Below are 24395 nucleotides of genomic sequence, written 5' to 3'. Positions count from 1 at the left end.
GTCATGATCCTGGTCACCGGTGCCGCCGGCAACGTCGGCACCCATGTCGTTCGATCACTGCTGGAAGCGGGCGAGAAGGTCCGCGTCATGACCCGCGACCCCGGTCAACGGTCCTTTCCGGACGGTGCCGAAGTCGTCTCCGGCGACCTCGCCCGCCCGGAAGCACTGCCGGCGGCGCTGTCCGGAGTGGAGCGTGCATTCCTCTTCCCCGCCGCGACCGGCGTCGACGCGTTCCTCGACGCGGCGCGGCCGGCCGGCGTCCAGCACGTTGTCCTGCTCTCCTCGTCGAGCGTCGTCGCCGCGACGCCCGGCTTCCTCGGCGAGCGGCACCTGCGCATCGAACGCGCCGTCGCCGGATCCGGCCTGCCGTACAGCTTCGTGCGCCCCGGCGCGTTCATGACGAACGACCTGGCCTGGGCGTCGCAGATCCGCCACGGCGACGTCGTCCGCGGCATCCACGGCCGGGCCGCGAGCGCCCCGATCGATCCGCGGGACATCGCGGCGGTCGCCGTACGCGCGCTCCTCGATCCCCACTCCGGAGCGGAGCATGTGCTCACGGGACCGCAGTCGCTGAGCCAGATCGAACGCGTACAGATCATCGCGGGGGCGATCGGACGGCCGCTGCGGTTCGAGGAGGCGACCGAGGAGCAGTACCGGGAGCAGATGCTGCGCTACGGCATGCCCGCGCCGGTGATCGACCAGCTCGTCGCCGGACTGGGTGCCGTCAGCGACGGCCGGGCCGCGGCGATCTCGCCGGCGGTGGAGCAGATCACCGGGCGGCCGGCTTTCACCTACGCGTCATGGGTGGCCGGCCACGCGGCGGCATTCGGTCCGGCGCCGGCATGACGGCGACCGTCGCGGAGGCGCGATCCCGTGCCATGTCCAGGGGGACCGTCGCCGGCTGGGCCCTGCGGATCGTCGTCAGCGCGCACCTGGCGGCGATCGCGGGTCAGCCCGTGTTCGCCGGTGTGTACCTCAGCGGTGACTACGACGGCCTGCGCTGGCACGCGATCGGCGCCGACGTCGTCACCACCCTCGGCTACGGGCAGGTGATCACCGCGATCGTGGTGTGGGTGCGGTTGCGTCAAAGCCGGCCGTTCTTCGCCACGCTGGCGCTGGTGGCGGCCGAGACCGTGCAGTACTTCGCCGGAACGGCCGGGGCGCTGTGGCTCCACCTTCCCCTCGGGGTGCTGACCATCGCCGGGCTCGTGATCCAGTTCATCGCCGTCTGGCGGTGGCCCCTCCAGCCTCGGGCGGCCCGCGATGCCTGACGACATGCCTGACGGCGAGGTGAGCCGGCGTCTGACGCGACGGCGGACGCTGGGCATCGGTGGCGCTCTGGGGCTGATGGCGGTCACCGGCCTGTCGGCCTCGGCCGCGCTGGCCCGCCGGCCGTCCTTCACCGGCGCCGAACTGCGCAGCGCCGTACCGTTGCCGCCGGCGTTCGGCGTACCGCTGCCGGTTCCGGTGGTGCTGAAGCCGGTCAGCACCACCGGAACGGCCGACCGGTATGAGGTCACCCAGCGGGAGGTGAGCTCGGAGATACTGCCCGGCGTCCGGACGCCACTGTGGACATACGAGGGCACCTTCCCCGGGCCGACCATCGAGTCGCGCCGCGGCCGGCCCATCAGCGTGCTGCACCGCAACGAGTTGCCCGTACCCACTGTGGTCCACCTGCACGGCGGCCGGACGCCGGCGACCTCCGACGGCTACCCGACCGATCTCGTCCTGCCCGCCGGCTGGCCGGACGTGACCGGCATGACACACGGTATGCAGGGCATGGACGACATGGCGGGCATGACGGGGATGCCCGATCCACGGGCCGTGATCACCCGCTCGACCCGGGAGTACGCGTACCCGCTGGACCAGCGGCCGACAATGCTGTGGTACCACGACCACCGGATGGACTTCACCGCACCGGCGATCTGGCGGGGGCTGGCCGGTCTGCACATCGTCCGCGACGATGCCGAGGAAGCGCTCGGCCTGCCCGCAGGACGACGTGAACTGCCGCTCATGATCACCGATCGCGCCTTCTCCGCCGACGGCAGCCTGACCTATCCGTCCCTCGACCCGACACTGCGAACGCGGCCGGGCGTACGCGAGCCGTATCTCGCCGGGGTCCTCGGTGACGTGATCCTGGTCAACGGTGCGCCGTGGCCGGAGCACGAGGTCGACGCCGCCCGCTACCGGCTGCGTATCCTCAACGCCTCCAATGCCCGGCACTACGAACTGGAAGCGGTCACCGACGACGGGCGGCGGCTCGACCTCGTCCAGATCGGCGCCGATCAGGGGCTGCTCGCCGGGCCGGTCACGCTCCAGCGGCTGCCGATCGCGCCCGCCGAACGCTACGACGTCGTCGTCGACTTCGCGGGTGTCACCGTCGGCGGGCGTGTCAGGCTCGTCAACCGGCTCGGTTCCGGCCGTACCGGCGAGGTGATGGCGTTCCGCGTCGCCCGCCGGGCCGCCGACGACAGCCGGATCCCCCGTACGCTCTCCGCTGACCTGCCCGCCTGGCGGCGTTCGGATGCGGTACGCGTACGCGACTTCGTCTTCCGGGCCGGCCGGATGAACGGCGGCCGAGGCTGGCTGGTCGGCGGGCGGCCCTTCGATCCGGCCCGGACGGATGTCAGCACGCGGCTCGGGGACGTCGAGGTGTGGCGCCTGTACGCCGATGTCCACCATCCGGTCCACCTGCACGTGGTCGGCTTCCGGGTGCTGGCGCGCGGTGGTCGGCCGCCCCAGCAACACGACGGTGGCCTGAAGGACACGATCTCGCTGCGGCCGGGGGAGATGGCGGAGATCATCACCCGCTTCGACGGGTACCGGGGCCGCTACCTGTTCCACTGCCACAACGCCGAGCACGAGGACATGGGGATGATGGCGAACCTGGAGATCACCTAGGCGGTCGGCGCGACCCGCAGTTCAACGTCGTACGCGTGCGGCAGGGCCTCGGCATCGCCGGGACCCTGCCTCCTTCGCGGCACTCGATCGGAATGCGTCCGCCCGGCTACAGCAGCGTGCCGCCCGAGACGTCGATCCATTGGCCGGTCACCCACCGGCTGTCGGCCGAGGCGAGGAAGGCCACCGTGTCGGCGACGTCGGCGGGGGTGCCCACGCGGCCCATCGGCGACAGCGACGACACCCAGGTCAGGGCGTCGCCGACGAGCCGCCCTTCGTGCATGTCGGTGTCGATGACCCCGGGCGCCACCGTGTTGACGGTGATGCCGCGCGGCCCGAGCTGCTTGGCGAGCATGGCGGTGAGCACGTCGAGCGCCCCCTTGGACATGGCGTACGCGATCGACGCGGGCATCGCGGAACCCCGGGTCAGCATCGTGCCGATGTTGATGATCCGGCCGCCGTCGCGTAGCCGTCGCAGCCCGTGCTGGGTGACGAAGAAGGAGGCTCGCGTGTTGACCGCGAAGACCCGGTCGAAGTTCGCGTCGGTGACGTCCTGGATCTCGGCCTGGTCGCCGAGGACTCCTGCGTTGTTGACGAGGATGTCCAGGCCGTCCGCCTGCGGATCGAACGCGGCCCACAACGCTTCGGCGTCTCCGCGTACGCCGAGTGGTGCGTGGACGACGAAGGCCTGGCCGCCGGCGGCCTCGATCGCGGTGACGGTTTCCTTGGCCGCGGTTGCGTTGCTGCCGTAGTGCACGCCGACGCGGGCGCCGTCGGCGGCGAGGCGGCGGGCGATGGCGCGGCCGATTCCGCGGCCGCCCCCGGTGATCAGTGCGGTCTTTCCGGCGAGCGTCGTCATGTCGGAGGGGCCTTTCATCGTGTGGTGGTCGCGAAGCGGTAGGGGGAGGTGGTTCTGGCGTCGTGGAGGGCGCGCGCCCACCAGGTCACCTGGTCGAGGAGGGCCTCGGCCGCGGCGGCCGGGCGTTGCGGATCCTTGGGGTTGCCGTCGGCGTCGAACTGCTCCCACACGTGGTGGAAGCTGACGATGTCCCGGGTGGTGACGGCGTGCAGTTCGGTGAAGACGGCGCGCAGGTGTTCCACCGCGCGCAGGCCGCCGGAGATGCCGCCGTAGGAGACGAAGGCGACGGGTTTGGCGTGGAACTGGACGTCGTGCCAGTCGATCGCGTTCTTCAGCGCGGCCGGATAGCTGTGGTTGTACTCGGGGGTGACCACGACGTACGCGCCGGCGGCGGCCAGGCGGGGGGTCAGTTCGCGCAGGCCCGCCAGCGCCTCCGGCGGGGGCGACATCGTGGGCGACGCCGATCCGATCGGCATCTCGGCCAGGTCGATGAGGTCGACCTGGATGTCGTCGCGGCCGGCGGCCACGCGGGCGAACCAGCCGGCGACGATCGGGCCGATCCGTCCATCTCGGACGCTGCCGACGATGACGGCCAGGCGCAGTGGGTGGTCAGACATGGGTCTCCTCCAGAACGGTGACGGGGGCGGGACTGTTGCGCAGCGGCTTGTCGCGGACAAGCCAGGCGAGGGTGAACGCGACGACGCCGAGGGCCGCGCCGGCGAGAGCGATGGCGTGTACCCCGTTGGTGACCGCGGCGTGCGCGGCGTCCTGCGCGGCGGCGGGGAGCCCGCGTACGCCGCCGGGGGTGAGTCCACCGGCGAGGATCCGTCCGGCGGTCGGGGTCCCGAGGTCGTCGGTGAGCGTGTCCCGCAGCCGATGGGTGTAGAGGGCGCCGAGCCCGGCGGCGCCCAGCGACGAGCCCATGGTGTGCCAGAGCGTGACCGAGCCGCTGGCCGCGCCCATGTCACGCAGCGGCGCACTGTTGATGGTGATGATCGTGGTGCTCTGTGTCAGCAGGCCCACGCCCGCGCCGCCGAACAGCGTCAACGCGGACGTGAGGGCCGTGTCGGTGCCCGGCCCGAGGGCCAGCAGGACGAGCATTCCGCCGGCCACCAGCGCGCCGCCGACGATCGGGTAGACGCGGTAGCGGCCGGTACGGCTGATCAGCCAGCCGCTGCCGATCAGCGCGACGACCATGCCGAGCATCGCCGGCAGGATCAGCAGGCCGCTGCCGGTCGGTGACGCCCCCAGCACCAGCTGCAGGTATTGCGGCAGGAACGTGGCGAACACCATCGTGCCGGCCCCGGCCAGCAGCCGCAGGACCTGGGCCACGGTGAAGTCGCGGTCGGCGTACAGCCGTGGCGGGACGACCGGTTCGGCGGTGCGCCTCTCGACGGCCACGAACGCTGCCAGCGCTATTCCGGCGATCACGGCGAGCGCGGCGATCGGCGCGGAGATCCAGGCGTACCGGCTGCCGCCCCAGCTGGCCAGCAGGCTCAGGGCGACCAGGGCGGCCGTCAGCAGCAGGACCCCGGGGACATCGATGCTGGCTTTGATCCGCCGGGGCGTGGCGGGAATCGTGGCGGCGACGAGCAGGATCGCGGCGACGCCGACCGGTACGTTGACATAGAAGGCCCACCGCCAGCTCAGCTGCTCGACGAACAGGCCGCCGAGCAGCGGGCCGGCGATGAAGGCGACGGGCATCGCCACGCCGAACAAGCCCATCACCCGACCGCGCTGGCGTGGCGTCACCAGTTCGGCGATGAGCGCCAGCGCGCCGACCATGAGGCCGCCGCCGCCGAGGCCCTGAACCGCGCGGAAGACGACGAGCTGGGCCATGTCCCCGGCAGCCCCGGACAACCCGGAGCCCAGGAGGAACAGGGCGATCGCCGACAGGTACGTCCACTTGCGACCGTACAGATCGCCGAGCTTGCCCCAGATCGGGGTCGCGGCGGCCATGGCCACCAGGTAGGCCGTCACCACCCAGGAGAAGTAGTCCAGGCCGCCGAGGTCACCCACGATCACCGGCAGCGCGGGCCCCAGCATCATCCCGTCGAGCGGGGCCGTGATCATGCCGAGGACCACCCCGGTCAGGCCCGCGTAGAGAGATCGGTTCACGGTTCACTCCAATCGCGTACGCCGTACTCGAAATGCACGCTAGCCATTCGGGTACGCTGTACGCAAGAAGGGGAGGTGTGATGTCCGCCGCCGAGCAGATCAGCATCTGGATGCGCCCGGAGAACGTGGAGCGGTCGGGACCGGGCCGCAGACCCGGATACAGCCGGGCGCGGATCACCCAGGTCGCCGTCGAGATCGCCGACCGCGAAGGGCTGGAAGCGGCCACGATGCGGCGGATCGGCCAGGAACTGGGCACCGGGGCCATGTCGCTGTATCGGTACGTGCCCAAGCGGGACGACCTGATCGACCTCATGCTCGACGCGACGGCCGGCGAGATCGAACTGGCCGGGCGGCCGAGCGGCGACTGGCGTGCGGACCTCTCCCTGGTGGCCCACCAGACCCGCGCCGTCAGCCTGCGCCACCCCTGGCAGGTCACGCTGGCGCGGCGGCCCACCATCGGGCCGAACATGCTGCGGGTCTACGACTTCGCGCTGAGCGCGCTCGACGGGTTCGGCCTGCACATCGACGAGATGGTCAGCCTCTGCGGCATGATGGGCGACTACGTCGCCAGCGCGGTCCGGGACGAGATCGGCTGGCTCGAACAGGCCCGCCACACGGGAATGGACCGTCGACAGTGGATGTCGGAGTACGTCGGGCCCTACGTCGGGCAGATCGTCGAGTCAGGCGCGTACCCGATGTTCAACCGCACGATCCGCGAAGGGCGGCTGTCCCACATGGCGCCCGACGCGCGTTTCCAGTACGGCCTCGACCACGTGCTCAACGGCATCGCCGCGGCCCTGCCCGACCGGAACGCCTGATCGAAACCCGGGCGGATCGACGCATCATGGCCGGCCGCGGACACGGTTCGCGGTGATCTTCACCGCATCGGCCTGAGCGCTTTCCGGCTACCTTGACTCAATGATCGACAACGCTGCCCGCTACGCCTCCGGCGACCTCGACATCAGCATCATGATCGCCTCCCACGACGCGCTCAGCCGCGACCTCGTCAAGATCGCCCGCACGGCCGATCACTCCCACCTGGGCGACCCGGAGCGCCGCCTCGCCGTCGCCCACGGCTGGGCCACGTTCCGCCGCCAGCTGCACGGGCACCACGTGGCCGAGGACGCCGTCGTGTGGCCGACCATGCGCGAGCGGCTCGCCGGCAATGCCAACGCACTGTCCACCCTGGACGAGATGGAGGCCGAGCACTCCGTCATCGACCCGCTGCTCGAGGCCATCGACGCCGCGCTGTTCGACGAGTACGCGCCGCTGGCCGGCCTCCTCGACCAGCTGCACTCGAACCTGACCGGGCACCTCGGCCACGAAGAACGCGACGCCGTTCCACTGATCGGCGAGTCGCTGACCATCGGGGAATGGGGCGGCGTCGCCCGCGGGATCATGGCCAAGAACGGCAACGAGGCCACCGCCGAGCTGATGCCGTGGCTGGTGGAGGACACTGAGGCGGAATACCGCCAGAAGGTCCTCAGCTTGCTGCCCCCGCCCGCGCGTGAGGCCTTCACCACGCAGTGGGAGCCCGCATATCTGGCGGTCCCGCGCTGGTAAGGCGGTTACTTGATGCACGCCGCAATTCGGAGTAGCTGTCAGCCGTTCAGCCGGAGCTCGAAGCAGAGTCCAGGCTGACCGTCGATATCGATCTCGCGTACTGCCGTGAACCCGGTTCGGGTGAGGACGGTCCGGGACGCGGCGTTGTCGAGGGTGGTGACGGCGGTCAGCATCCGCAGCTGGTAGCGGTCGGCGGCCAGCCGGCATGCTTCCCCGGTGGCCCAGGTCGCCAGGCCCCGGCCGGCGGCGGCCTCGGCGATCCGGTAGCCGAGTTCGGCACGGCCGTCGGCGACTCTCACCAGGTTCACCCGGCCGAGGATCGCGCCGTCGGCGCCGGTCACCACATGGAAGAAGTCCGTGCCGGCGGCCTGCATGGCCAGCAACGCGGCGTGCCGGTCGGCGAACCGGGCGAAGTACTCATCGCCACGGTCGGGGATCGATCGGGCGAAGTACGCCCGGTTGGCCAGCTCGAACTCCAGCAGGGGACCGGCGTCGTCGGCGGTGACAGGCCGAAGACTGTTCAGGATCATCGGTCGAGTATGCCCGCTCAACGAACGTGATTCGGACCGGCGTGGGCTGGTGGGCCGGCGACTGTCCGATGGTCGAAACCCCGCGCGCTCACCCTGAATCCATAGTGGAATCGATCGCCGCGTGGAACGGTTCGGGTTCGGCCGGGATGCGCTTGGACATGAGGCAGAACTCGTTGCCCTCGGGATCCTCCAGCACGACCCACGAACCGCTGCCGACGATCTCCGAACGCCGCGCCCCCAAGGCCAGCAACCGGTCCAGCTCCGCGGCCTGGTCTCGATCGGTCGGGCAGACGTCGAAGTGCAGGCGGTTCTTGACCCTCTTGCCTTCGGTGTCATATAGGAAGAATTGGACATTCTTATGTCAATTGCTGAGGGCAACCTTCGGGAACCAAGAACCGATCCGTGGGCGACTGGGTCTGCGTACCCGCTGACGTGGCTCCGTGCGTGAGGCTATGGTGTGCCGTCATGTGGAGCGATGTGCTGGGGTTCCTTGAGACGGCGAGGTTTGACGACCTCCTGCTTCCAGGCTGGATCGACCGCACGGGACCGTTCCCGGTCCATCGTCTGCTCGGCTTCGACGCGTACCTGAAGGCCGAGGGTGGCCTGGTCCGGTTCACGTCGGTGAACAACCACGGTGGCCTGCATATCCGGCTGGCCGGCGAGATTGAGTACGACGAAGCACTGCGGGATGACCCCGACGAGGATCTCGTCGCCGCCAGCGTCGGCAGCCACTATCTCGCCGCGTCCGGTCCAGTGCGTTGTACCGCGATGCGCTTGTTCACCAACAACGAGGCTGTTCCCGAGGCCGGAATCTTCCGGGCAGCCGAGCTGGCGTTCGACAACGGCTCGGTCGTGTTCTTCGACCCGTTCTGGATCGACGGTATCCGCATCGGCACCACCGCCGCTGCCGACCTCTGGCTGGCCGAGCACCACGCACCGCCCCTCCAGGCGGCCTTCGGCCTGCTTCAGGAAACAACCTGGCGGCCGAACCTTCGGTAGGGTGCGGCACACTGACGGGCGTGCGCACAGAACCAGACCCTGCCCACTTGTTTCCCGAGGTCGTTGCCGAGGGCAGCCTCGCTGCCGCACTACGCAAGGCAGCGCACGGCAAGGGGTACGTCCTCGACATCGTCGGCCCGGACCAAGACCCGCTGCGCCATGCGTCGGTGCCGAGCCCAGCGACGGGCCGCGAGCCCTTGGGGGTCAGCGCCTGGCGGTTTGAGCCGCGTTGGTCGATCAGCGGCTTCGGACGAGGTGCGGGATCGGGCGAGCCCAAATGGCTGATCTCCGGCAGTACGCAGGACCTGACTGAGATCGCGATCGCGGCGCATGGTTGGCAGAACGGGCTATCTCTGTCCGAGATCGCGAGAATTGCCCCGTTCGTGGAGCTCACCGGCTATCTTGAGGTTCCTGATGACGACCCCGTGCACGCGATCGCATCGCAGTGGTCGTACCTGCGCGCCGACGCCCTCCGAGCGGCTTGGCCCGAGCAGCATGAGCTGATCGAGGCCGCCTACGCCCGTCCTGAAATGCGCTCTCGCCACGCCTACACCAGCCACTGGTCCTTGCGCTTCCCCACCAGCGGCGACCAAACGTCATCGCCCGACCTGGTCTGCCTGGAGGCATCGCCCGGCGGCAAGTACACCGTGCGCGCCAGATGGAACGGGCCGATCATCGGCCAGACGGCGATGGCTGAGGAAGCGGTCTCGGTCGCCATAAATCACCTACCAGCCATGTCCTAACCCGGTCGGCAGCACGCTCAACGTTGAAGGTGGCCGGGCTTGCGTGGTTGGAGTCTCGTCGCTGTATGGCGGCGGCCGAAGGCGTTCCGCATGCGGAGTCAGGCTTCGGCTGGCCCTCAGGAAGTCGGTCGCTGCGTTGCGGTTGGGCAGCCCCATGGCTTTCTCGCCGGGCTGGCCAGGTACTTTTCACAGTCGCGTAAACGGGCAACAACCCAAGGATCATTGGCGAGATCAGGTGACAGCTGAGTCGACGCGTCGATGAGTGCTGGTGAGAGTTGCTCGGCGGTGAGCCCTATAGCTCCTCGCAAGTCGGCCCCTTCTAGCATGGCGCCGGCGAGGTTGGTTCGAGAGAGGCGCGCGCCGCGCAGGTCGGCGCCGTGGAGGCTCGCTGGCCCAAGGTCTGCTCCATCGAGGATGGCCAGGTGGAGCGAGGCACTGTTGAGTATCGTTCCGCGTAGGTCTGCTCCGCGCAGGTCGGCGCGCTGCAAATCGGCCCAGGTTAGAAACATCCTGGTAAGCCGAGGTGTTTCAGAGAAATCGTATGTCCGGATGGATAGTCCGTGGAGGACGACGTCGCGTAGGTCGGGACGGTTGGGCTCGGGTCGGATCGGGCGTCTTGCAAGCACGGTCATGGCTGCGTCGATGTCAAAGAGTGGCTGCGTTCCGTGAGGAGGAGGCGGTCGCTTGATCGGCCCTAATCTTGGAGATCGCCGTGGGCGGCCCGTTGCTGGACTCGTCCGTGCCCGGACGAATGCACAGATGATCGCCAATACCGCTGCGTGATCCTGAGGAGAGTCGGCCATCACGTGTTCGAGTGCGTAGAGGCCGCCAAGGCGTTCCTCCAACTTCTCCGAGGCCAGGAGAGCGATGGCCTTTGTGTATCGCTCGGTCACCTGTCCACGGCGGGACAGGAAGAACGTGCGGATCGTGAATCCAAGGCCAACGAGTGCCGCGCTACCGGCGAATCCGGCAAGTACCACCTGCCTGATGGAGTTCAAGGCATCCGCTCTGTCCTTTCCAGACAGCTGACCCACGGCCGTGCCACCGATAAGCTCAGCGAACGGTCCGAGCACTGCGAAAAGGAGGGCGAGCAGGACACAGGTACTGGCCAAGACTGCCAGGATATAGCGTAGGAAACGGGTTTCTCGTAGGTAACGTCGCGAGCGCTGGTACGCGACGCGAAGCGCCCGCATCGGCCGTCTGAGAAACTTCACGCATACATCAGAGCACAGCTCACAAAATGATCAAGGGTAGCTACTCAGCCGATGGTCCTTCGCCTATGCATAGCAACCCCGCATATGGAAAGAATCGGATATGTTGGCGCATGTCGATGGGGTCAGACCCAACGGAACAAGAACCGATCGCCCCGCCGCTATCCGTCCACAGTCTGCGGGGTCAATGTCTCGACTGACGAAGGCCCGGGATGCTCGACCGTGGACACCGTAGGGGATTCATAGGTGAAGTCAATTTCGGCATAGTCGCGTCGGTAGCTTGCTGGTAGCTCGTTGTCGGCGACGATGATCTGAAGTCTGGTGGTTCTTGGATATACCTCTCGGGCGTGGCGGTTCGCGTCCGCGAGCGCAACGAGCCGGGAGTACAAGGCCGCCGACAGTTGCTCCTGGTTGTTGAGCGCGAGACGAGGGCTGTCGATTAGAAGGAATGCTGGATACTGGGTGTCTCTGAGCCGCTGAGCGACGGTGAGAAGCGATGTCCAATATGCGACCTGGGTCGCAGTGCGGATTCCGCCGCCTGGAGGGCTAAACGATGTGAAGGGCAGGCCATTCAGGATCGGCAGGTAGTTCGTGGGGTGGATCGAAGCAGTCTCGACGCCAGGGACGCCCATCTCCTGCATTGTTCGCTGGAACTCTTGGCTCAGGGCAGTAATGACTTCGTCGCGCCGTCGGTTGAGTCGTTCCTTGCCAGTGTCGATCTCCGACTTGAGTCGTTCCTTTGTCGCTCGGCAGCCTTCCTCTGCTAGCTGAAGGTCACCAACACGGTCCCATTGCCGCAGCACAGTTTCCAGGTGCCGCTGTGCTGCTCGGGCTTCCGCAAGTTCCTGGGACACGTCCGCAAATGCCTGCAACCGAGGGGTAATGCGATCTGCGTTCCGTTCCTCAAGCTCCAGAGTTAGCCGCTTGACCAGATCATGACGCTGTAAAAGTGCTTCCTCGATCTCGGAGTTCTGGCGGACGAGCGCGGAGATTTGAAGATCAATCTCGGAGAGCTGATCGGAAAGTTGCCGCATCTCGTACTGGCTTAGCTCGGTTCCGTGGCCGACAACCGGATCGGGCTGGAGGCAGACCTGACACGTGCCCGCAGCAACCTGTCGTTCCGTCAGCGACTGCATGCACCGCGGGCACACAGCGAACTCGAAGTCCGCGAGCCGCTGACCGGCGTCCTGCGCACGCTTAAGTCGATCAATGTCGCCCTGGACTCGTTTCCGTTCGAAGCCGTACTCGGTATGCGTAGCTCGGAGGTTTTGAAGTGTCGCGTTGGCCTCTGCCACCCCACGCTCGGCATCGGTTAGGAGATCACGAAGTACCTGGCTGTACCGGTCGACAACTGGATCGATCTCATTCCTGAGGACCACCAGGGCATCCCTAGCCCGAACCTCGGCCTCGGCTGCGGTGGTCGCCGCAAGTTCAGCTTCCTCGCGCGAGGTCGTGTTGCTGTCGCGCAGGAAACCTCGCACAATGCGAGTCTCCCGCTCCGCCTCGACGATCTTGCCGCTCATGAGATTGAGCTCGGATTGCTTGCCAAGGAGATCGGCATCAGTCAAGCCAAAGAAGAGGGCGAATACCGCCTTTCGCTTCGGGTCTTGGTAACTCTGCTCGCTGTCGGCAATGTCGCGATTGATCGATGCTTGTGGGACATATAGATAGGAGAAGATGTCGGAGAATGTAATCCGGTTCCCGGCACTTGTGCTCCCGCTCGTACCAGCCGCGGCCCGCATGTCGTCACGGAATCCGAGCGCGTTCAGCAGCAGCGAGTTGAGGCGAGGCTCGTTCGCGTCCGCGTGGTGGTCGGGCATCCTCTCCCGTGCGATCAGATCCCATACCCGCACGGTCTTACGCTTGGTGGGGTCCAGGCTGCGCGTGAGGCGAAGCCTTTCGCTCCCGATCGCGACGTCGATCGTCACGTCCGCAACATGATCGACGGCCACCTTTGCTAGGACACCGTTTCCACCGAAGCCATACTTCACGAGCTCCAGCAGCGTGGTCTTGCCAACGCCTGTGGGTCCGGCAAGCACCGTTAGGTCCGAGGGGAAGGCGTGATGAACCTCCCCTTCGTCGGTGGACAGATGCACGGCGTCAATGCGGAAGGTCGTGGTCATCGAATTACCTGCCGATGGGGCCGGTCCATCAAATCGGCCAGCCGTAGATAGATGAGATCCTTTAGGCCGCTGCCAGTAAGGCCCGAGGTAGCAGCCGCAATCGCCTCACAGCGGTCGCTCACCTCTGACCAGGATTCTGTGCGGGCAAGCGTATCGGCGAGGGCCCTGCCTGCCGCAGTCGGAACGAGGGCGACACTCCCGCGCCTACCTGCGGCGTATTTGAGCAAGCCCCGACCTACGAGCGCGCCGACGACTGGGTAGTAGCGATCGTCCCACGGACCGTACTTGTATCGAATCATCGGGGCCTCGACCTTGGTTGGCTCTGCTCGGTCGAGCTCGGAAAGATGCATCATCTGATCTTCCGGGTCAAGATCATCTAACACGATGGGTGCGAGTGCCGGATAGCGAAGGAGGAAATCAAGCTTGGCCAGCTTCGTTAGCCCATCCACTTTCCGTTGGTGACCCGACGCACGACAGACGGCGTTGACTAGCAGGAGAACCCTCGCCTGGTGGTAGGCCAAGTCCTCGCGCGCAAGCGCTAGATGCTCGGACTCCTGAACTCGTCGCATTATCCGGCCGCCTGCTCCGCGCGAAGCCTGCCAAGCTCAGCCTCGACGTCGAACGGATCGCTGAACCAGACCTTGCAGAGATTGGCGAGGTCACAGACCCCGCCGAGCAGAAGATCGTCATCAAAGGGTTCGTCCCACGCGCGGGTCGGGTCGTTGACGCGACGTTGAATCTCTTTCCAAAGGTCAGCGCCCCACGGTTCCAGCCCGCCGGCCACACCCTCCGTCGCCTCATCCGTGATCGCTAGCAGCCTGCGCCGCAGGGCCTCCTGAACCGCGCGAGCGGTGTGGTCGACGCTTGTCCTGGTACGCCAGTGATCCTGGTAGTACAGACGGAGGGTGTCAGCGCGCTCGACCGCGTTGACGTTGCATCGACCGACCAGCATCTTTACCCCCATTCGGTTAAGCAGGATGATCCGCTTCAGAGGGCGATAGCCGAGGGGATTGGTGACAGCGATCCGGACCGCAGCGTCGATGTCAAACGTCGTGACGATGCGAGCAGCCAGGCGCCGCTCAGCCTCGGCGGCACCGGGAAGAGAAGTGCCGGGGCGGTAGGCCAGGACCTCCGGCAGCCCGCCGCTGGGCAAAGGTCCGGCAGCTCGCATCCTCGTTCGGAACAGGCCGACGACTGCCTCCCAGGCAGACTCCGGAGGGGTCGTGCCGAATCCCATGCGTTCCAGCACGGGCTTGGCGTACATGTTGGGCGCCGCGAACCGGAGAAGGTCCCGTCGAGGCTTTCCATGATCGATCGTGAGCATCGACAGGAAGCGCGCCACCTCGGCCAGGTGATCGTCGCTCAGATCCGTGACCGGCTGGTCGGGAGTACCGGTCCAACGCGGAGGTAGCCCGCCAGCGTTTGAAAGTAGCCCCCTCCCGATGGCCGTGATCTCCGATGCGTATTCGCCCTCAACAGACAATGGCTGGCCTAGCAGCCGCTCGTTTCGCAAGGCGATCGCTGCCTTCTCGATTCCCTGCGCTGGGCCATTGCCAAGCCCCGCCGTGGTAGCCAGTCGGCAAGTGGGAGCCTCGTGCAGAGCGCACCACCGGCCGAATAAGTGGGCGAGCCCGCCATCGGTTAGAAGCATGTTCACAGTGGTAAAAGCCCCGAACGACAGCTCCTTGTGCTTGGCTGATACCAGCTCCGCATCGCCGCCGTCGCACGCAGCCCAATCCTCATGGAGTTCGCAAATGATCCGTCGATGATCCGTCGCAGGGAGCTGTCCCTGTTGATCAAGCGCATCGAGCAAGAGGCGAAACCCGTCGGCAGCTGCCATCGCAGCCTGCCAGTCATACCTGTCGGCCGTATCCGCGCCCGAGTCATCCGGCTGTGGCGTGGTGACGAGGAGCTGGGACCCCGTGCTGCTGCCCTCGTGCGCTCCCGCAGCCATGGCTAAAGACTATATGCGAGTCGACGCTCGCTGTGACAGTCTGATTACCGATGGCTTCCGAGCGGACATGGAGGCATCGCGTCGGTTGCTCATGCCCTACCTCGAGCTAGAACAGCCGCCCGGCAGACTCATGGATCATCCGATACGGTGTCGAGATCTTCGCCAGGCGCTCGATGCCCGGCGATCACGCAACGCAGAACTCGTTGCCTTCCGGGTCGGCCATCGTGACCCAGGTATGAGGCCCTTGCTGCCCGTCCCACAGCCTCGTCGCCCCACGCGCGATCAGCTTGGCCACGACCTCATCGCGGTCGTCGTCACCGATCCGAATGTCGAGGTGTAGCCGGTTGTGCCGCCGTCCGTCGGCGGGCCGATCGGTTGTTGGTTCGCCAGGTTTCCCCTCCGGTACGCGGATGAACAGGATGTCCGGACTGACACTCGCGCCCCGAATGGCGACCCCGGTCTCGTCGCGGTCGAAGATGCGGTAGGCGAGCACCTCGGCCCAGAAGGCGGCGAGGAGTTCAGGATCGGTGCAGTCGATCACGATGTCGCCGACACGGCTCGCCATCGCCACAGCGTAGCCGGATGTGCTATCGAGGGTCACGGTTCCCAGAGGGGTCACGCGGCAGATCCATCACGCCCCGGGCGCACGGACCATCGGAAGCTCACTGAACATCGGTGCCGAGTGAATCGTCCCCGACTGCTGTCGTCGCCGACCGGTTCGCGTCGCGCAACACAGCCGGCATCGGCGGCGAAAACCCGCTCCCGGGCGTACGGAGCCAGATCTCACGCCACAGAAAATGCGTACGCGAAGCCCCCGTCAATTTCATAGCGCCGTCGCGGCCACGCGGTTGGATGCCGCAGTCGGAGCAGATCTTCTTGCGCAGCGGCTCATTGCACAGGGGACATTCACCGTCGACCAGTGCCCCTGAGGCGTAGACGTCGAGGAGGCGCCCGACGATGACCGGCAACGGGTCGCGGGGATGACGCAGGGGATCCGGACAGAAGGCAATGCCGATGATTCCGTGCTGCTGCCACCTATCACGCAGCGGTACCACCCGCTGCCCTCGGGCCTTGGCCGCCCTGCGCTCGGCGGCGAACCCGGCGGCGTGCCGCTGCCATATCGTCCGTGCTGCAGCAAGCTCGTCCACTGCGCGCATCAGCGCCGCCGGATCGTCTTCAAGTCGCTGGGGAATCCGGGCGTTAATGATCAAATGGTGCCAGGTGGCGCGGAAACCGTAGGGTGCGCAGCGCAGAGCACACTCGCGCAGTTGCAGAAGCCGGTTGTACGCAGGCAACGACTCGTCGCGTACGCGGAGGGCGGCGGCCGGGAAGCTGGTCATGGGAGCCACCCACTGTACGCGCCCAGCAGCCCGTTCGCCCTCGTGATCAGGGCTCTGACCCAGTCCTCTGCGAACGGCTCGATTGTGGCAAACTCCCCGATCGTGTCCAGCAGTGAAGAGTTCGCCGGCGACCACTTCTTCCGTGCTCCTGACGAGCAGATCGCCTATGCGCTGGCACACTCCTTGGCGGACTTTGGATTCGCGAAGGTCGGCGCCCGCCCGTTCGACGCAGCCTGGCTCGTCCACGCCATCGATGACGGGCCCTATGAAGACGACGATGGCGGGCGGCGCTGGTTCGCGGCTGTGACTCGGCACGCCACCGCCATCGCCCAGCAGTACGCCTGCCCGTGGTTCACGGGCAGTACGTTCCCCATTTCGCACGACTGGACGCTTGTCGAGGACAGCCCGCTGATGATCCTCAATCCGGGCGCGCGTCCTGTGGTCGAGCCCCCGCCGACCGTGACCGCGCCAGCGGACACGCCGCTCGGACTGCACGCCGCGGGGATCCTGGCGGTCCAGCCGCCCCTGGTGGGGCTGCACGAGATCGGATGGGCCGACCTCGAACATGCGCATGGTTCCGCGGCGGACGTTCCCCGCCTACTGGAGATTCTCGCCCAGTTCGATGATCCACAATGGAGCGCCGCCCTCAGCGAACTCGTCGGCGACGATCTCCTGCACCAAGGCAACTGCTACTCCGCAACCGCCCCGGCGCTGGCATTCTTCGTCGAACTGATCACCTGCGGTCAGGGGACGCCCGATCAGCGTCACCACCTGCTACGGGATCTACTGTGGGGCGCAGCCAGGCATGCTTCCCGCGTGGCCCATGACATCGAAGACCCAGACGCCGAAGCGGCCCACGTTGTCGTTGGCCTGTACGCCCACCGGCTGTTCGACCTCTGGGACTACGAGTGCCCGGCCATGCGGTACCTCCTGGCCGGGCTGGCCTGCCTCTATCCCGAGCGAGCCCAGTCGCTGCGCCCCCGGGTACGCGACTTCGCCCGGTCACTGGAAGGCAGCCGGCAAGGCGCGTACCTCAGCCTTGTGGAGCTCGTACTCGACGGTGACGAAGAGGCGATCGGCCAGGCGATCGAGGAAATCGCGCAGTGGAGAGCAGGCGAGGTCGACGACCTACTCGATGGCGACTCCACCATCGCCGCCCGACACCTCGTCGCCCAGGCGATCGTCTTTGCGTAGTGCGGAGCCGAATTCTGATATTCGGTGTGTGAGGAGGGCGCGCTTGGCGCGTCTGGGCAGTTCTGGCAATCTCCGTCGCGGTGGCCAACGGACAGCTGGAGGCCGTCATCGCCAGGGATGACGGCCTCCAACCGGGCCGGGTCAGTTGGTCGTGAGCACGTCGTTGTGGAGAACTTCGTAGCGTACGAGCACGTTGTCCGAACCCTCGAATGTGGACGTTGCCAGGCGCCGAAGTGCGACGGTCTCGCCCGAGGCGGCCTTTCCCAAGTGCTGGTGGACCCAGTAGGAACCCATCGACTGGTGCTCGATGATCGGAGTGCCTCCGCCGAGGACGACTGCGCCGATCATGAGATGCAGCTCGTCGACCAGACCGCTGCCCAGTAGATCGTTCCAGAGGGTACGGCTGCCCCACATCACGATCTCCTTGCCGTCCTCTTCCTTCAGCGTCGCGATCTCCTTGTGAGCCTGCGCCCGCTTGATGATCCGGGTGGTCGTGGCCCAGGGGTGGTCCTTCCCGGGCACCGAAGCGTGGTCGGAGATGACCACCTTGTCGATGGCGTTGTAGAGCCGTGAGAACTCCCTGTTGGTGGCCGACGCGGAAGAGTCGCTCTCCACATACGGCCAGAAACCGGCAAACCCCTCGTACGAGTTGCCGCCGAGCAGCACGGTGTCGGCCGCCTTCATGCGCTCGAGGTTGTACTCGTCGAAGGCGCCGTCCAGGGGCAGCGCCATCACGTTGTTTCCCGGCCCTTCGTAGAAGCCGTCCAGTGACATGAGGTTCACCACGACGAGTTTTCGCATGCTGTGTCCCCGTCCTTCTCTTGATCGTCTTTCGTGGCCGGCGTGACTATGCAACGAGGCTCTCGGGCTCCCGTTGCGTCATGTCGTCGTGGCCTGGTTGCGTACCGATGAGCGGGACATCACGGAGCGTGACGAAAGCCAGTACGGCCAGCGCGAGGAATACGACGGCGCACAGGCCGGCCACCTGGGTAAATGCCGTGCTGAAGGTGGCGCGGGCCGCGGTGAGCAGGTCATTGCCGACATCTGACGGGAGCTGTCGCGCCGCGGCGATCGCGCCGGCGATGCTCTCGTTGGCGGCTGTCGCGGTGTCGGCGGCGACCTGGGCCGGCACCTGCACATGGCCCTGGTAGAAGAGCGTGGCGAGGCTGCCGAGTCCGGCGATGCCCAGCGCCGAACCGAGTTCACCGGCGGTCGTCGACAAGGACCCGACCGAGCCGGCCTTGTGCGGCGGGGCGGACTGCATGACCAGCTGGTTGGTGAGGGCCGGAACAGCGTTGACCCCGGCGAACACGATGCCCACGCCGAGCATGAGGGTCGGCAGCCCGGCAACGGCGTCGACCTGGGTGAGCACCACCATGCCGGCGGCGGCGATGAGCATGCCGACGGTCAGGATCGAACCCGGTCGGACCCGCTTGGCCACCCGCATGACGATCTGGATGCCGATGACCATGACCGCCGCCGGCGCCAGCATCCACAGTGCCGCTGTCAACGGGGAAAGCCCTTCGACGAGCTGCAGGTGCTGGGACAGGAGCAATCCGCACCCGCTCAGGGCGAGTCCGGCGAGCAGGTACAGCGCCAGTCCGCCGCCGATCGCGCGCGTACCGAACAGGCTCAGGTCGAGCAGCGGCTCGGCCAGCCGGCGCTGTCGCCGTACGAACACCGTCCCCATGGTCGCCCCGACCGCACAGGCCACTACCGACGTGACCGCGAGACCGGACCTGGCCAGCTCCTTCAGCCCGTAGATCAGCGGGAGGACCGCGGCCAGCGACAGCGCGACGCTGACGAGATCCAGCCGGCCGGACGTCGGATGACGCGACTCCGGCAGCAAGGCCGGACCCACCGCCAGCAGCACCACCATCACCGGCACCGAGATCAGGAACACCGAGCCCCACCAGAACGAGTTCAGCAGCAGGCCGCCGACAGCCGGGCCGAGCGAGATGCCTGCCATCATGGCCATCGACCAGAGGCCCACCGCCGTGGCCATCTGCCGGGCGTCCTTGAACATGTTGCGGATCAACGCCAAGGTCATGGGCATGATGGTCGCCCCGGCGATCCCCAACAACGCCCGCATCGCGATCAGTTGCTCCGGGCTGGTCGTGTAGGCCGCCGCCACAGACAGGGCGGCGAACGCGCCGGCACCGGTCAACAACAGCCTGCGGTGGCCTATCCGGTCGCCCAAGCGCCCCATCGTGACCAGGAATCCGGCGATCAGGAACCCGTAGATATCCGTGATCCACAGCTGCTCGCTGCTGCCAGCCCGCAGGGCTGCGCCCAGGTGTGGCAACGCCAGGATCACGACATTGAGATCCAGCATCGCCACCATCGTCGGCAAGGTGAGCACCGCCAGGCCGATCCACTCCCGCCGCCCGGCCGGCGGAACCGTCCCCGTCTCAGCCATGTTCTTGGTCCTTTCCCTGAATGTCCGAGATTTCGTCTCGGCGGACACAGGTAGGAGACGAAGCCGTCACCCCGTTCTCGACAAGTCGCCGACGAGGTCGTCTACTTCATCGGAGGCCGGGTCGGCCCCTCGACACATCTCGTGAAGTACGCATTGAGCCGGACGAGAGGGCGTGGACATGGCCAGCAGGATCGTTCAGCTGTGGGGGCGAGAACTCGCGCCGGGCTGGAGCGGCCTCTATCGGGCGGACGGTTTCGCGCGTGCGGTGGTGGCCGTGGGCGGAGCGAGGCTGGAGCGGCTCGACTTCGGTGCGCCGCTCGACCTCGATGCGCTGATGGGGGGCGACCCCGAGAATCTGTACGACATCGACGTCATGCGGGGGACCGTGGCCGGGATTCCGGACGGCTCCGGATCGGTCTGTGGCGGCGAGGGTTCGCACGGCTCGTTCGGGTTCTTCGCCCGACTCGGTCGCGCGGGCGAGCTGCTGTGGATCATGGTGTTGACGGACGGCAACCCGTTCGAGGCGGCTGAGGTACGCGGATCGCTGGCAACGTTCACCAACAACCTCGGCAACTCGGTGACCGTCGACCTGACCGAGCCGGACTTCGCCTGACACCATGCAGGGCGAGCGGCTACCGCAGGATCGCCTCGACGAAGTCGGCGCCGAGGCGGGCGCAGACCGTGAGGTCGAGTTGGTAGTGCACGTATCGGCCGCGCCGGCTGACCGTCACCAGGCCCGCCTGTTTGAGGACCGCCAGGTGCCGGGAGACCTCGGGCGCGGTGAGCTGCCATGCGTCGGCGAGTTCGCCGGTGGTGTGCGGTCCGCGGGCGATGGTGCGGGCGAGCCTGCGCCGTACCGGGTGGGCAAGGGCGTCGATGCGCTGCTGCACCAGGTGCAGCGAGATCGGGTGCGGCAGGCCGGGTTCGGCGACCGGATACTGGATCACCGGCCGCCAGCCGGGAGCGTGCACCACCAGAAGGTGGGGGTGCCCGAAGGCGGTGGGAATGAAAGTGACCCCGCTGCCGTACGCGGTGGTCGCGTTGTCCTGCAGCTTGTCGACCACGATCCGGTCGTCCCGGAGCGAGACCGACGGTGACACGGCGGTGAGCATGGCCGGAAGACCGTGGCGCGCCAGCAGATCCGCTTTGTGCCGGGAGTCCGCGGCGAGCTGGTTCTGCACCCGTGCCCATGATTCGGCGAAGAACGCCTGTTCGCAGTCTTCGAGCAGGCGCCGGACCCAGGCCCGCACGCGTGGCGGGTCGGCCAGCAGCCGTTCGGCGAACTCGGCCTGCCGGGGGCCGCGGGCCGACGCCAGCTCGAGCGCCTTCTCACGAGTGAAGCGGCGGTGCAGCGGTGCGGAGCCGCAACTGGTGGTCATCAGCGCCGAGAACACGTACGCGTCGTCGTCGAGCCGATCGACCTCGTCCAGCTCCTCCGTCAGCGTGGACCGCGGCTGACCGGGGACGAAGAAGTCGGCGCGGGCGGACCTCCAGAGGAAGTCGGCCTCGATCATGCGCTCGCTGAGCTCGGGTTTGAGGGCGGCCGAGGTGGCCGTGATCCAGCCGTGCAGTGCTGGATGATGGCCGGGCTCCGACAGGGCGTGCAGCATCGAGGTGAGCTCGGCCAGCGGCGAAGGCGCGAACAGGAAGCGTTCCTGCGCGACGCCGGTGATGTCGATCGAGAGGGCCACGTTCCCCATAGTGCTCCGCCACCCGGTCCGCCCGCCCGTGGGTTGACGATCCCCGTCAACTCGCGGGCGTCCCCGCGTACAGGTGGGGAGATTCGACGGCGTGCGCAGATATGTGGCGGCCCTGGTGGTCGATTCGGTGGGCGGCGGGATGCTGCGGCCGTTCCTGGTTCTCTATGCCGTGACCGTGCTCGGGTTGGGGGTGGGCGAGGCGGGCGCCGCGCTCTCGGCCGGCCTGCTGGCGGGACTTGCCGCGCTCCCGCTCGTGGGACGGTGGATCGACCGCGGGGCGCGGTCGGCGGTGGTCGCGACGACGCTGTTCGTTCGCGTCGCCGGGGTCGTGGTCCTGCTCGCTGGGCATGGCCTGATCGCCTTCGTCATCGCCTCGGTGCTCCTGGGATCCGGCGGCCAGTCCTTCCCGGCAGCGCATGCCGCGGTGGTCGCGGCGCTTAGGCAGGGGCGCGAACGCGATGCCGCGCTCGCCATGACGCGGTCGGTGCGCAACGCCGGGCTCGGCGCGGGCGCGCTGCTCGCGATGATCGCCGTGGCCGGCGGCGGGAACGTCCTGAACGGCCTTATGAGCGCCACCGCGCTGGCCTTCCTCGCCGCGGGCGGCCTCGTGCTGTCGACGAGAGTGACCGCCGTGCGGCCGAAGCGCGAGCATGGCCTCGGCACGCCGCCCGGCATGGCCGTCCTGCTCGTGGCCAACCTTCCTTTCGCCATGTGCTTCAGCGTGCTCGAAGTGGTGCTGCCGGCGTTGCTCGTGACCCGGATGCACGCCGGCGCCGTCTGGCCGGCGGCGCTGTTCGTGGCCAACACGGTACTGGTGATCCTGCTCCAGGTACCGGTCGTCGCCTGGCTGTCGAAGTGGGGCCGCGGCAAGGTCTTCGCCGCCTCCGGGGTCGTGCTCGGCCTGTCGTATCTCGGCTTCTGGGCAGGCGAATCAGTGGGAGCGGTGGCCGTCGCCATGGTGGGCGTCGTCTATACGCTGGGCGAGATCCTCTACACCGGAAGCGGAACCGCCCTCGTGATCGCCGGCACGCCGCCGGCGCAGCTGGGCCGCGGCCTGGTGCGCTTCCAGCTGTCCACCGGGCTCGGTATGGCGTTCGCCCCGGCCGCGCTCATGGGTCTGCTGGCGGTGAGCCCGGCCGTCCTGTGGGCCGGCCTCACCGTCGCCACGCTCTCGGGAGCTCTCGCCGTCACCCTTCGAGCCCGCGTGGTCTCGGCCGGAACGCCGGCCCAGCCGCAGCCGTGACCAGGTCTGTCGGCTTCATCACCGCGAGTACGCGACGCCGGAGAGAGGATGTCGCCAGGACCGCCGTCGGCTGGCATGATCGCCGCCATGTCATCCGTCAACGAGAGCGGCCAGTTCAACTGGACCAGCCGCCGGGCTCTCCTCGCCTCCGGCGCCGCCGTGCTCCTCGGCGTGGTCGCCGTGGTCATCGGCCTGCTCGGCGGCGGTGCGGCAGCCGGCATCACGGGTACCGTCGCCGTGGTCGGGCTCTTCGTGGCGGTCAGCGGACGGCTCACCACCCTGCGCTCCGAGCGCTGGGCCGCGGACACCTCGTCGCCGGAGGTCGTGGTCCGCCGGAACCGGGTGGTCGTCCGGCGCCGTGACGCCTTCTCGTTGATCTTGTTTACCCTGTGCGCCGCGGGCACGGCCGTGTCCGTTGCCGGCAGCGCGGACACGCCCGCGACCGCAGCGGTCGTGCTGGCGGCCATGGGCTCCGCCACGATGTTCTTCGGGCTGACGGGTTTCTCGTGCCGGACCGTCGTCACGGCCGACGAGATCCTGGTCGACCGGATGTACACGCGCTCGGTCATCCCGCGCAACGCGGTCGGGAAGATCCGCCGGACCGACAGCGGAGCCGTCGGGATCACCGTCGCCGGGCAGGCCGCCGAGATCCGGATGCCGACCGGGGTGAACACGCTGTTCATCCGGGGCTCATGGGACTACCGCCCGGCCGAGGCCCGCGCGCTCGGGCGCCTGCAGGCCGGCCTCAAGGCGATTCCGGCCGGCCCGGGCGGCGGCGATCAGGTCGTCGTACGCCGCCGGGTCGTGACGATCGCGCTGACGGTACTGGCGGCGGCAGCCTTCGCCACGGATGGGGTTCTGCTGCTCACCCACCGGATCTCGTAGGCCGTCCGTGTTCAGTCGGCCGCCGTCGACCGCTCGGCGAGTTCCTGCCGCAGGCGTCGAAGAACCTCATCGAAGGCGGGCTCAGCCAGGTAGAACCCGGGCGCTGGTGTCGTGCGGCGCCCCATTCGCTGCTTGATCATCCAGACCGAGGACCGGATCAGCGGGGTTTCGCGTACCGATCCGTCCGGGGCGAGGATCCAGAGTGACAGTCCCGGCTCGAAAAGCCACTGAGCGATCGTCGCCCGTCGGGGCTCGAAGGCCGCGATCTGCGCCCAGGGCACGATCTCGTCGTTCATCGTCAGGCTGAACTTGACACCCTGGTCATTGACGAACACCCCGACGAACCGCATGCGTACGCCGAGAAGGAGCAGGACCACCGCGCCGCATGCGGTGACGGCCTGGACCGGTTCCGGCGGATGCCGCAGAAACACCAGGGGTACGCCGACCACGACGGCGGCAACGGCGAGCCAGCCGAGAACCCGGCGCCCGAGCGGCGCGTATACGCGATGCCAGCGAACCACGCGGCCATTGTCGCCGCGGCCCGCAAGCGGCGCCGGGTCGGCCTCATCACGTTCACCGGGATAGCCAGCGGATACGCGCTCACGACAGCGATTTT

At 67.6% G+C, this 24395-nt stretch carries 25 protein-coding genes and 1 pseudogene; 11 read left to right on the top strand and 15 right to left on the bottom strand.

Going from position 1 to position 24395, the window contains the following annotated elements:
* The first annotated feature begins 3 nt into the window (after positions 1-3).
* From G401_RS0103850 to G401_RS0103840, 3 genes are read left to right on the top strand one after another with little or no spacing between them, the layout of a single operon-like run.
* On the top strand, positions 4-846 hold the full coding sequence (locus G401_RS0103850) for an NmrA family NAD(P)-binding protein (protein ID WP_027341463.1): 843 nt from the start codon (positions 4-6) through the stop codon (positions 844-846).
* A 32-nt stretch (positions 847-878) separates the two neighbouring features.
* Positions 879-1271 (top strand): hypothetical protein, encoded by a 393-nt coding sequence (locus tag G401_RS0103845; protein WP_034590779.1) that lies wholly within the window; start codon positions 879-881, stop codon positions 1269-1271.
* Positions 1264-2901 (top strand): multicopper oxidase family protein, encoded by a 1638-nt coding sequence (locus G401_RS0103840; RefSeq protein WP_245601599.1) that lies wholly within the window; start codon positions 1264-1266, stop codon positions 2899-2901. Before G401_RS0103845 ends, G401_RS0103840 begins: the two co-directional genes overlap by 8 nt.
* Before the next feature lie 106 nt (positions 2902-3007).
* Here the strand turns inward: G401_RS0103840 and G401_RS0103835 are convergent, their stop codons facing one another.
* The 3 genes from G401_RS0103835 to G401_RS43280 are packed head-to-tail and all read right to left on the bottom strand — an operon-like array spanning position 3008 to position 5875.
* A complete protein-coding gene (locus G401_RS0103835) occupies positions 3008-3775 on the bottom strand; it encodes an SDR family oxidoreductase (RefSeq protein ID WP_245601598.1) in 768 nt (255 codons plus the stop codon).
* Complete coding sequence (locus G401_RS0103830; protein ID WP_027341459.1) at positions 3772-4374, bottom strand: NADPH-dependent FMN reductase; 603 nt, start codon at positions 4372-4374, stop codon at positions 3772-3774. Before G401_RS0103830 ends, G401_RS0103835 begins: the two co-directional genes overlap by 4 nt.
* Positions 4367-5875 (bottom strand): MDR family MFS transporter, encoded by a 1509-nt coding sequence (locus G401_RS43280; protein ID WP_034590646.1) that lies wholly within the window; start codon positions 5873-5875, stop codon positions 4367-4369. Before G401_RS43280 ends, G401_RS0103830 begins: the two co-directional genes overlap by 8 nt.
* An 80-nt stretch (positions 5876-5955) precedes the next feature.
* On the opposite strand from G401_RS43280, the gene G401_RS0103820 reads away from it, so the two are divergent.
* Both G401_RS0103820 and G401_RS0103815 read left to right on the top strand, forming a co-directional pair.
* A complete protein-coding gene (locus tag G401_RS0103820; RefSeq protein WP_027341458.1) occupies positions 5956-6693 on the top strand; it encodes a TetR/AcrR family transcriptional regulator in 738 nt (245 codons plus the stop codon).
* 100 nt (positions 6694-6793) lie between these two features.
* Positions 6794-7438 carry a hemerythrin domain-containing protein gene (locus G401_RS0103815; RefSeq protein WP_034590645.1) on the top strand — a complete coding sequence of 215 codons (645 nt, stop codon included), beginning with the start codon at positions 6794-6796 and terminating at the stop codon, positions 7436-7438.
* A 38-nt stretch (positions 7439-7476) separates the two neighbouring features.
* Here the strand turns inward: G401_RS0103815 and G401_RS0103810 are convergent, their stop codons facing one another.
* Positions 7477-7968, bottom strand: coding sequence for a GNAT family N-acetyltransferase (locus G401_RS0103810; protein ID WP_034590643.1), 492 nt, complete (start codon positions 7966-7968; stop codon positions 7477-7479).
* Between the two features lie 88 nt (positions 7969-8056).
* A pseudogene (locus G401_RS43275) lies at positions 8057-8284 on the bottom strand (VOC family protein); the annotation flags it as partial.
* Between the two features lie 149 nt (positions 8285-8433).
* Here G401_RS43275 and G401_RS54430 point away from each other — a divergent pair.
* Positions 8434-8967 (top strand): hypothetical protein, encoded by a 534-nt coding sequence (locus tag G401_RS54430; protein ID WP_051366095.1) that lies wholly within the window; start codon positions 8434-8436, stop codon positions 8965-8967.
* Positions 8968-9014: 47 nt separating this feature from the next.
* Positions 9015-9710 (top strand): DUF6193 family natural product biosynthesis protein, encoded by a 696-nt coding sequence (locus G401_RS0103795; RefSeq protein WP_051366094.1) that lies wholly within the window; start codon positions 9015-9017, stop codon positions 9708-9710.
* A gap of 116 nt (positions 9711-9826) precedes the next feature.
* Here the strand turns inward: G401_RS0103795 and G401_RS58550 are convergent, their stop codons facing one another.
* From G401_RS58550 to G401_RS55570, 6 genes are all read right to left on the bottom strand, one after another.
* Positions 9827-10219 (bottom strand): pentapeptide repeat-containing protein, encoded by a 393-nt coding sequence (locus G401_RS58550; RefSeq protein ID WP_407636822.1) that lies wholly within the window; start codon positions 10217-10219, stop codon positions 9827-9829.
* An 863-nt stretch (positions 10220-11082) separates the two neighbouring features.
* Positions 11083-13044, bottom strand: coding sequence for a hypothetical protein (locus G401_RS0103790; RefSeq protein ID WP_027341453.1), 1962 nt, complete (start codon positions 13042-13044; stop codon positions 11083-11085).
* Positions 13041-13493 (bottom strand): hypothetical protein, encoded by a 453-nt coding sequence (locus G401_RS57025; protein ID WP_245601597.1) that lies wholly within the window; start codon positions 13491-13493, stop codon positions 13041-13043. The genes G401_RS0103790 and G401_RS57025 overlap by 4 nt, the downstream gene beginning before the upstream one ends.
* 119 nt (positions 13494-13612) lie before the next feature.
* Positions 13613-14998 carry a hypothetical protein gene (locus tag G401_RS43265; RefSeq protein ID WP_051366093.1) on the bottom strand — a complete coding sequence of 462 codons (1386 nt, stop codon included), beginning with the start codon at positions 14996-14998 and terminating at the stop codon, positions 13613-13615.
* A 184-nt stretch (positions 14999-15182) separates the two neighbouring features.
* Positions 15183-15563, bottom strand: a complete 381-nt coding sequence (locus G401_RS0103780) for a VOC family protein (protein ID WP_027341452.1) — start codon at positions 15561-15563, stop codon at positions 15183-15185.
* A gap of 97 nt (positions 15564-15660) precedes the next feature.
* Entirely contained in the window at positions 15661-16338 is a 678-nt protein-coding gene (locus tag G401_RS55570; RefSeq protein ID WP_157545289.1) for a hypothetical protein, read from the bottom strand.
* Between the two features lie 102 nt (positions 16339-16440).
* Between G401_RS55570 and G401_RS0103770 the strand changes: the two genes are divergently transcribed.
* The gene (locus tag G401_RS0103770; RefSeq protein ID WP_027341451.1) at positions 16441-17532 is read left to right on the top strand and encodes a hypothetical protein; all 1092 of its coding nucleotides are present in this window, start codon (positions 16441-16443) and stop codon (positions 17530-17532) included.
* Between the two features lie 141 nt (positions 17533-17673).
* On the opposite strand, the gene G401_RS0103765 is transcribed toward G401_RS0103770, so the two are convergent.
* Both G401_RS0103765 and G401_RS43260 read right to left on the bottom strand, forming a co-directional pair.
* Positions 17674-18333 (bottom strand): dihydrofolate reductase family protein, encoded by a 660-nt coding sequence (locus G401_RS0103765; protein ID WP_027341450.1) that lies wholly within the window; start codon positions 18331-18333, stop codon positions 17674-17676.
* 46 nt (positions 18334-18379) lie between these two features.
* A complete protein-coding gene (locus tag G401_RS43260) occupies positions 18380-19951 on the bottom strand; it encodes an MFS transporter (protein ID WP_051366092.1) in 1572 nt (523 codons plus the stop codon).
* A gap of 178 nt (positions 19952-20129) precedes the next feature.
* Between G401_RS43260 and G401_RS52315 the strand changes: the two genes are divergently transcribed.
* A complete protein-coding gene (locus tag G401_RS52315; RefSeq protein ID WP_157545287.1) occupies positions 20130-20564 on the top strand; it encodes a hypothetical protein in 435 nt (144 codons plus the stop codon).
* A 19-nt stretch (positions 20565-20583) separates the two neighbouring features.
* On the opposite strand, the gene G401_RS0103750 is transcribed toward G401_RS52315, so the two are convergent.
* Entirely contained in the window at positions 20584-21642 is a 1059-nt protein-coding gene (locus tag G401_RS0103750; protein WP_027341449.1) for a DUF5937 family protein, read from the bottom strand.
* A gap of 100 nt (positions 21643-21742) precedes the next feature.
* Between G401_RS0103750 and G401_RS0103745 the strand changes: the two genes are divergently transcribed.
* Entirely contained in the window at positions 21743-22894 is a 1152-nt protein-coding gene (locus G401_RS0103745; protein WP_084556826.1) for an MFS transporter, read from the top strand.
* An 87-nt stretch (positions 22895-22981) separates the two neighbouring features.
* A complete protein-coding gene (locus G401_RS0103740; RefSeq protein WP_157545285.1) occupies positions 22982-23779 on the top strand; it encodes a hypothetical protein in 798 nt (265 codons plus the stop codon).
* A gap of 11 nt (positions 23780-23790) precedes the next feature.
* On the opposite strand, the gene G401_RS0103735 is transcribed toward G401_RS0103740, so the two are convergent.
* Positions 23791-24300 (bottom strand): hypothetical protein, encoded by a 510-nt coding sequence (locus G401_RS0103735; protein WP_027341446.1) that lies wholly within the window; start codon positions 24298-24300, stop codon positions 23791-23793.
* Positions 24301-24395: the final 95 nt, after the last annotated feature.

Origin of the sequence: Hamadaea tsunoensis DSM 44101 (genome assembly GCF_000428945.1) — a bacterium.
Classification (GTDB): domain Bacteria; phylum Actinomycetota; class Actinomycetes; order Mycobacteriales; family Micromonosporaceae; genus Hamadaea; species Hamadaea tsunoensis.
Note: the sequence above shows the minus strand (reverse complement) of the source record. Positions and strands in the feature narration are given on the sequence as shown.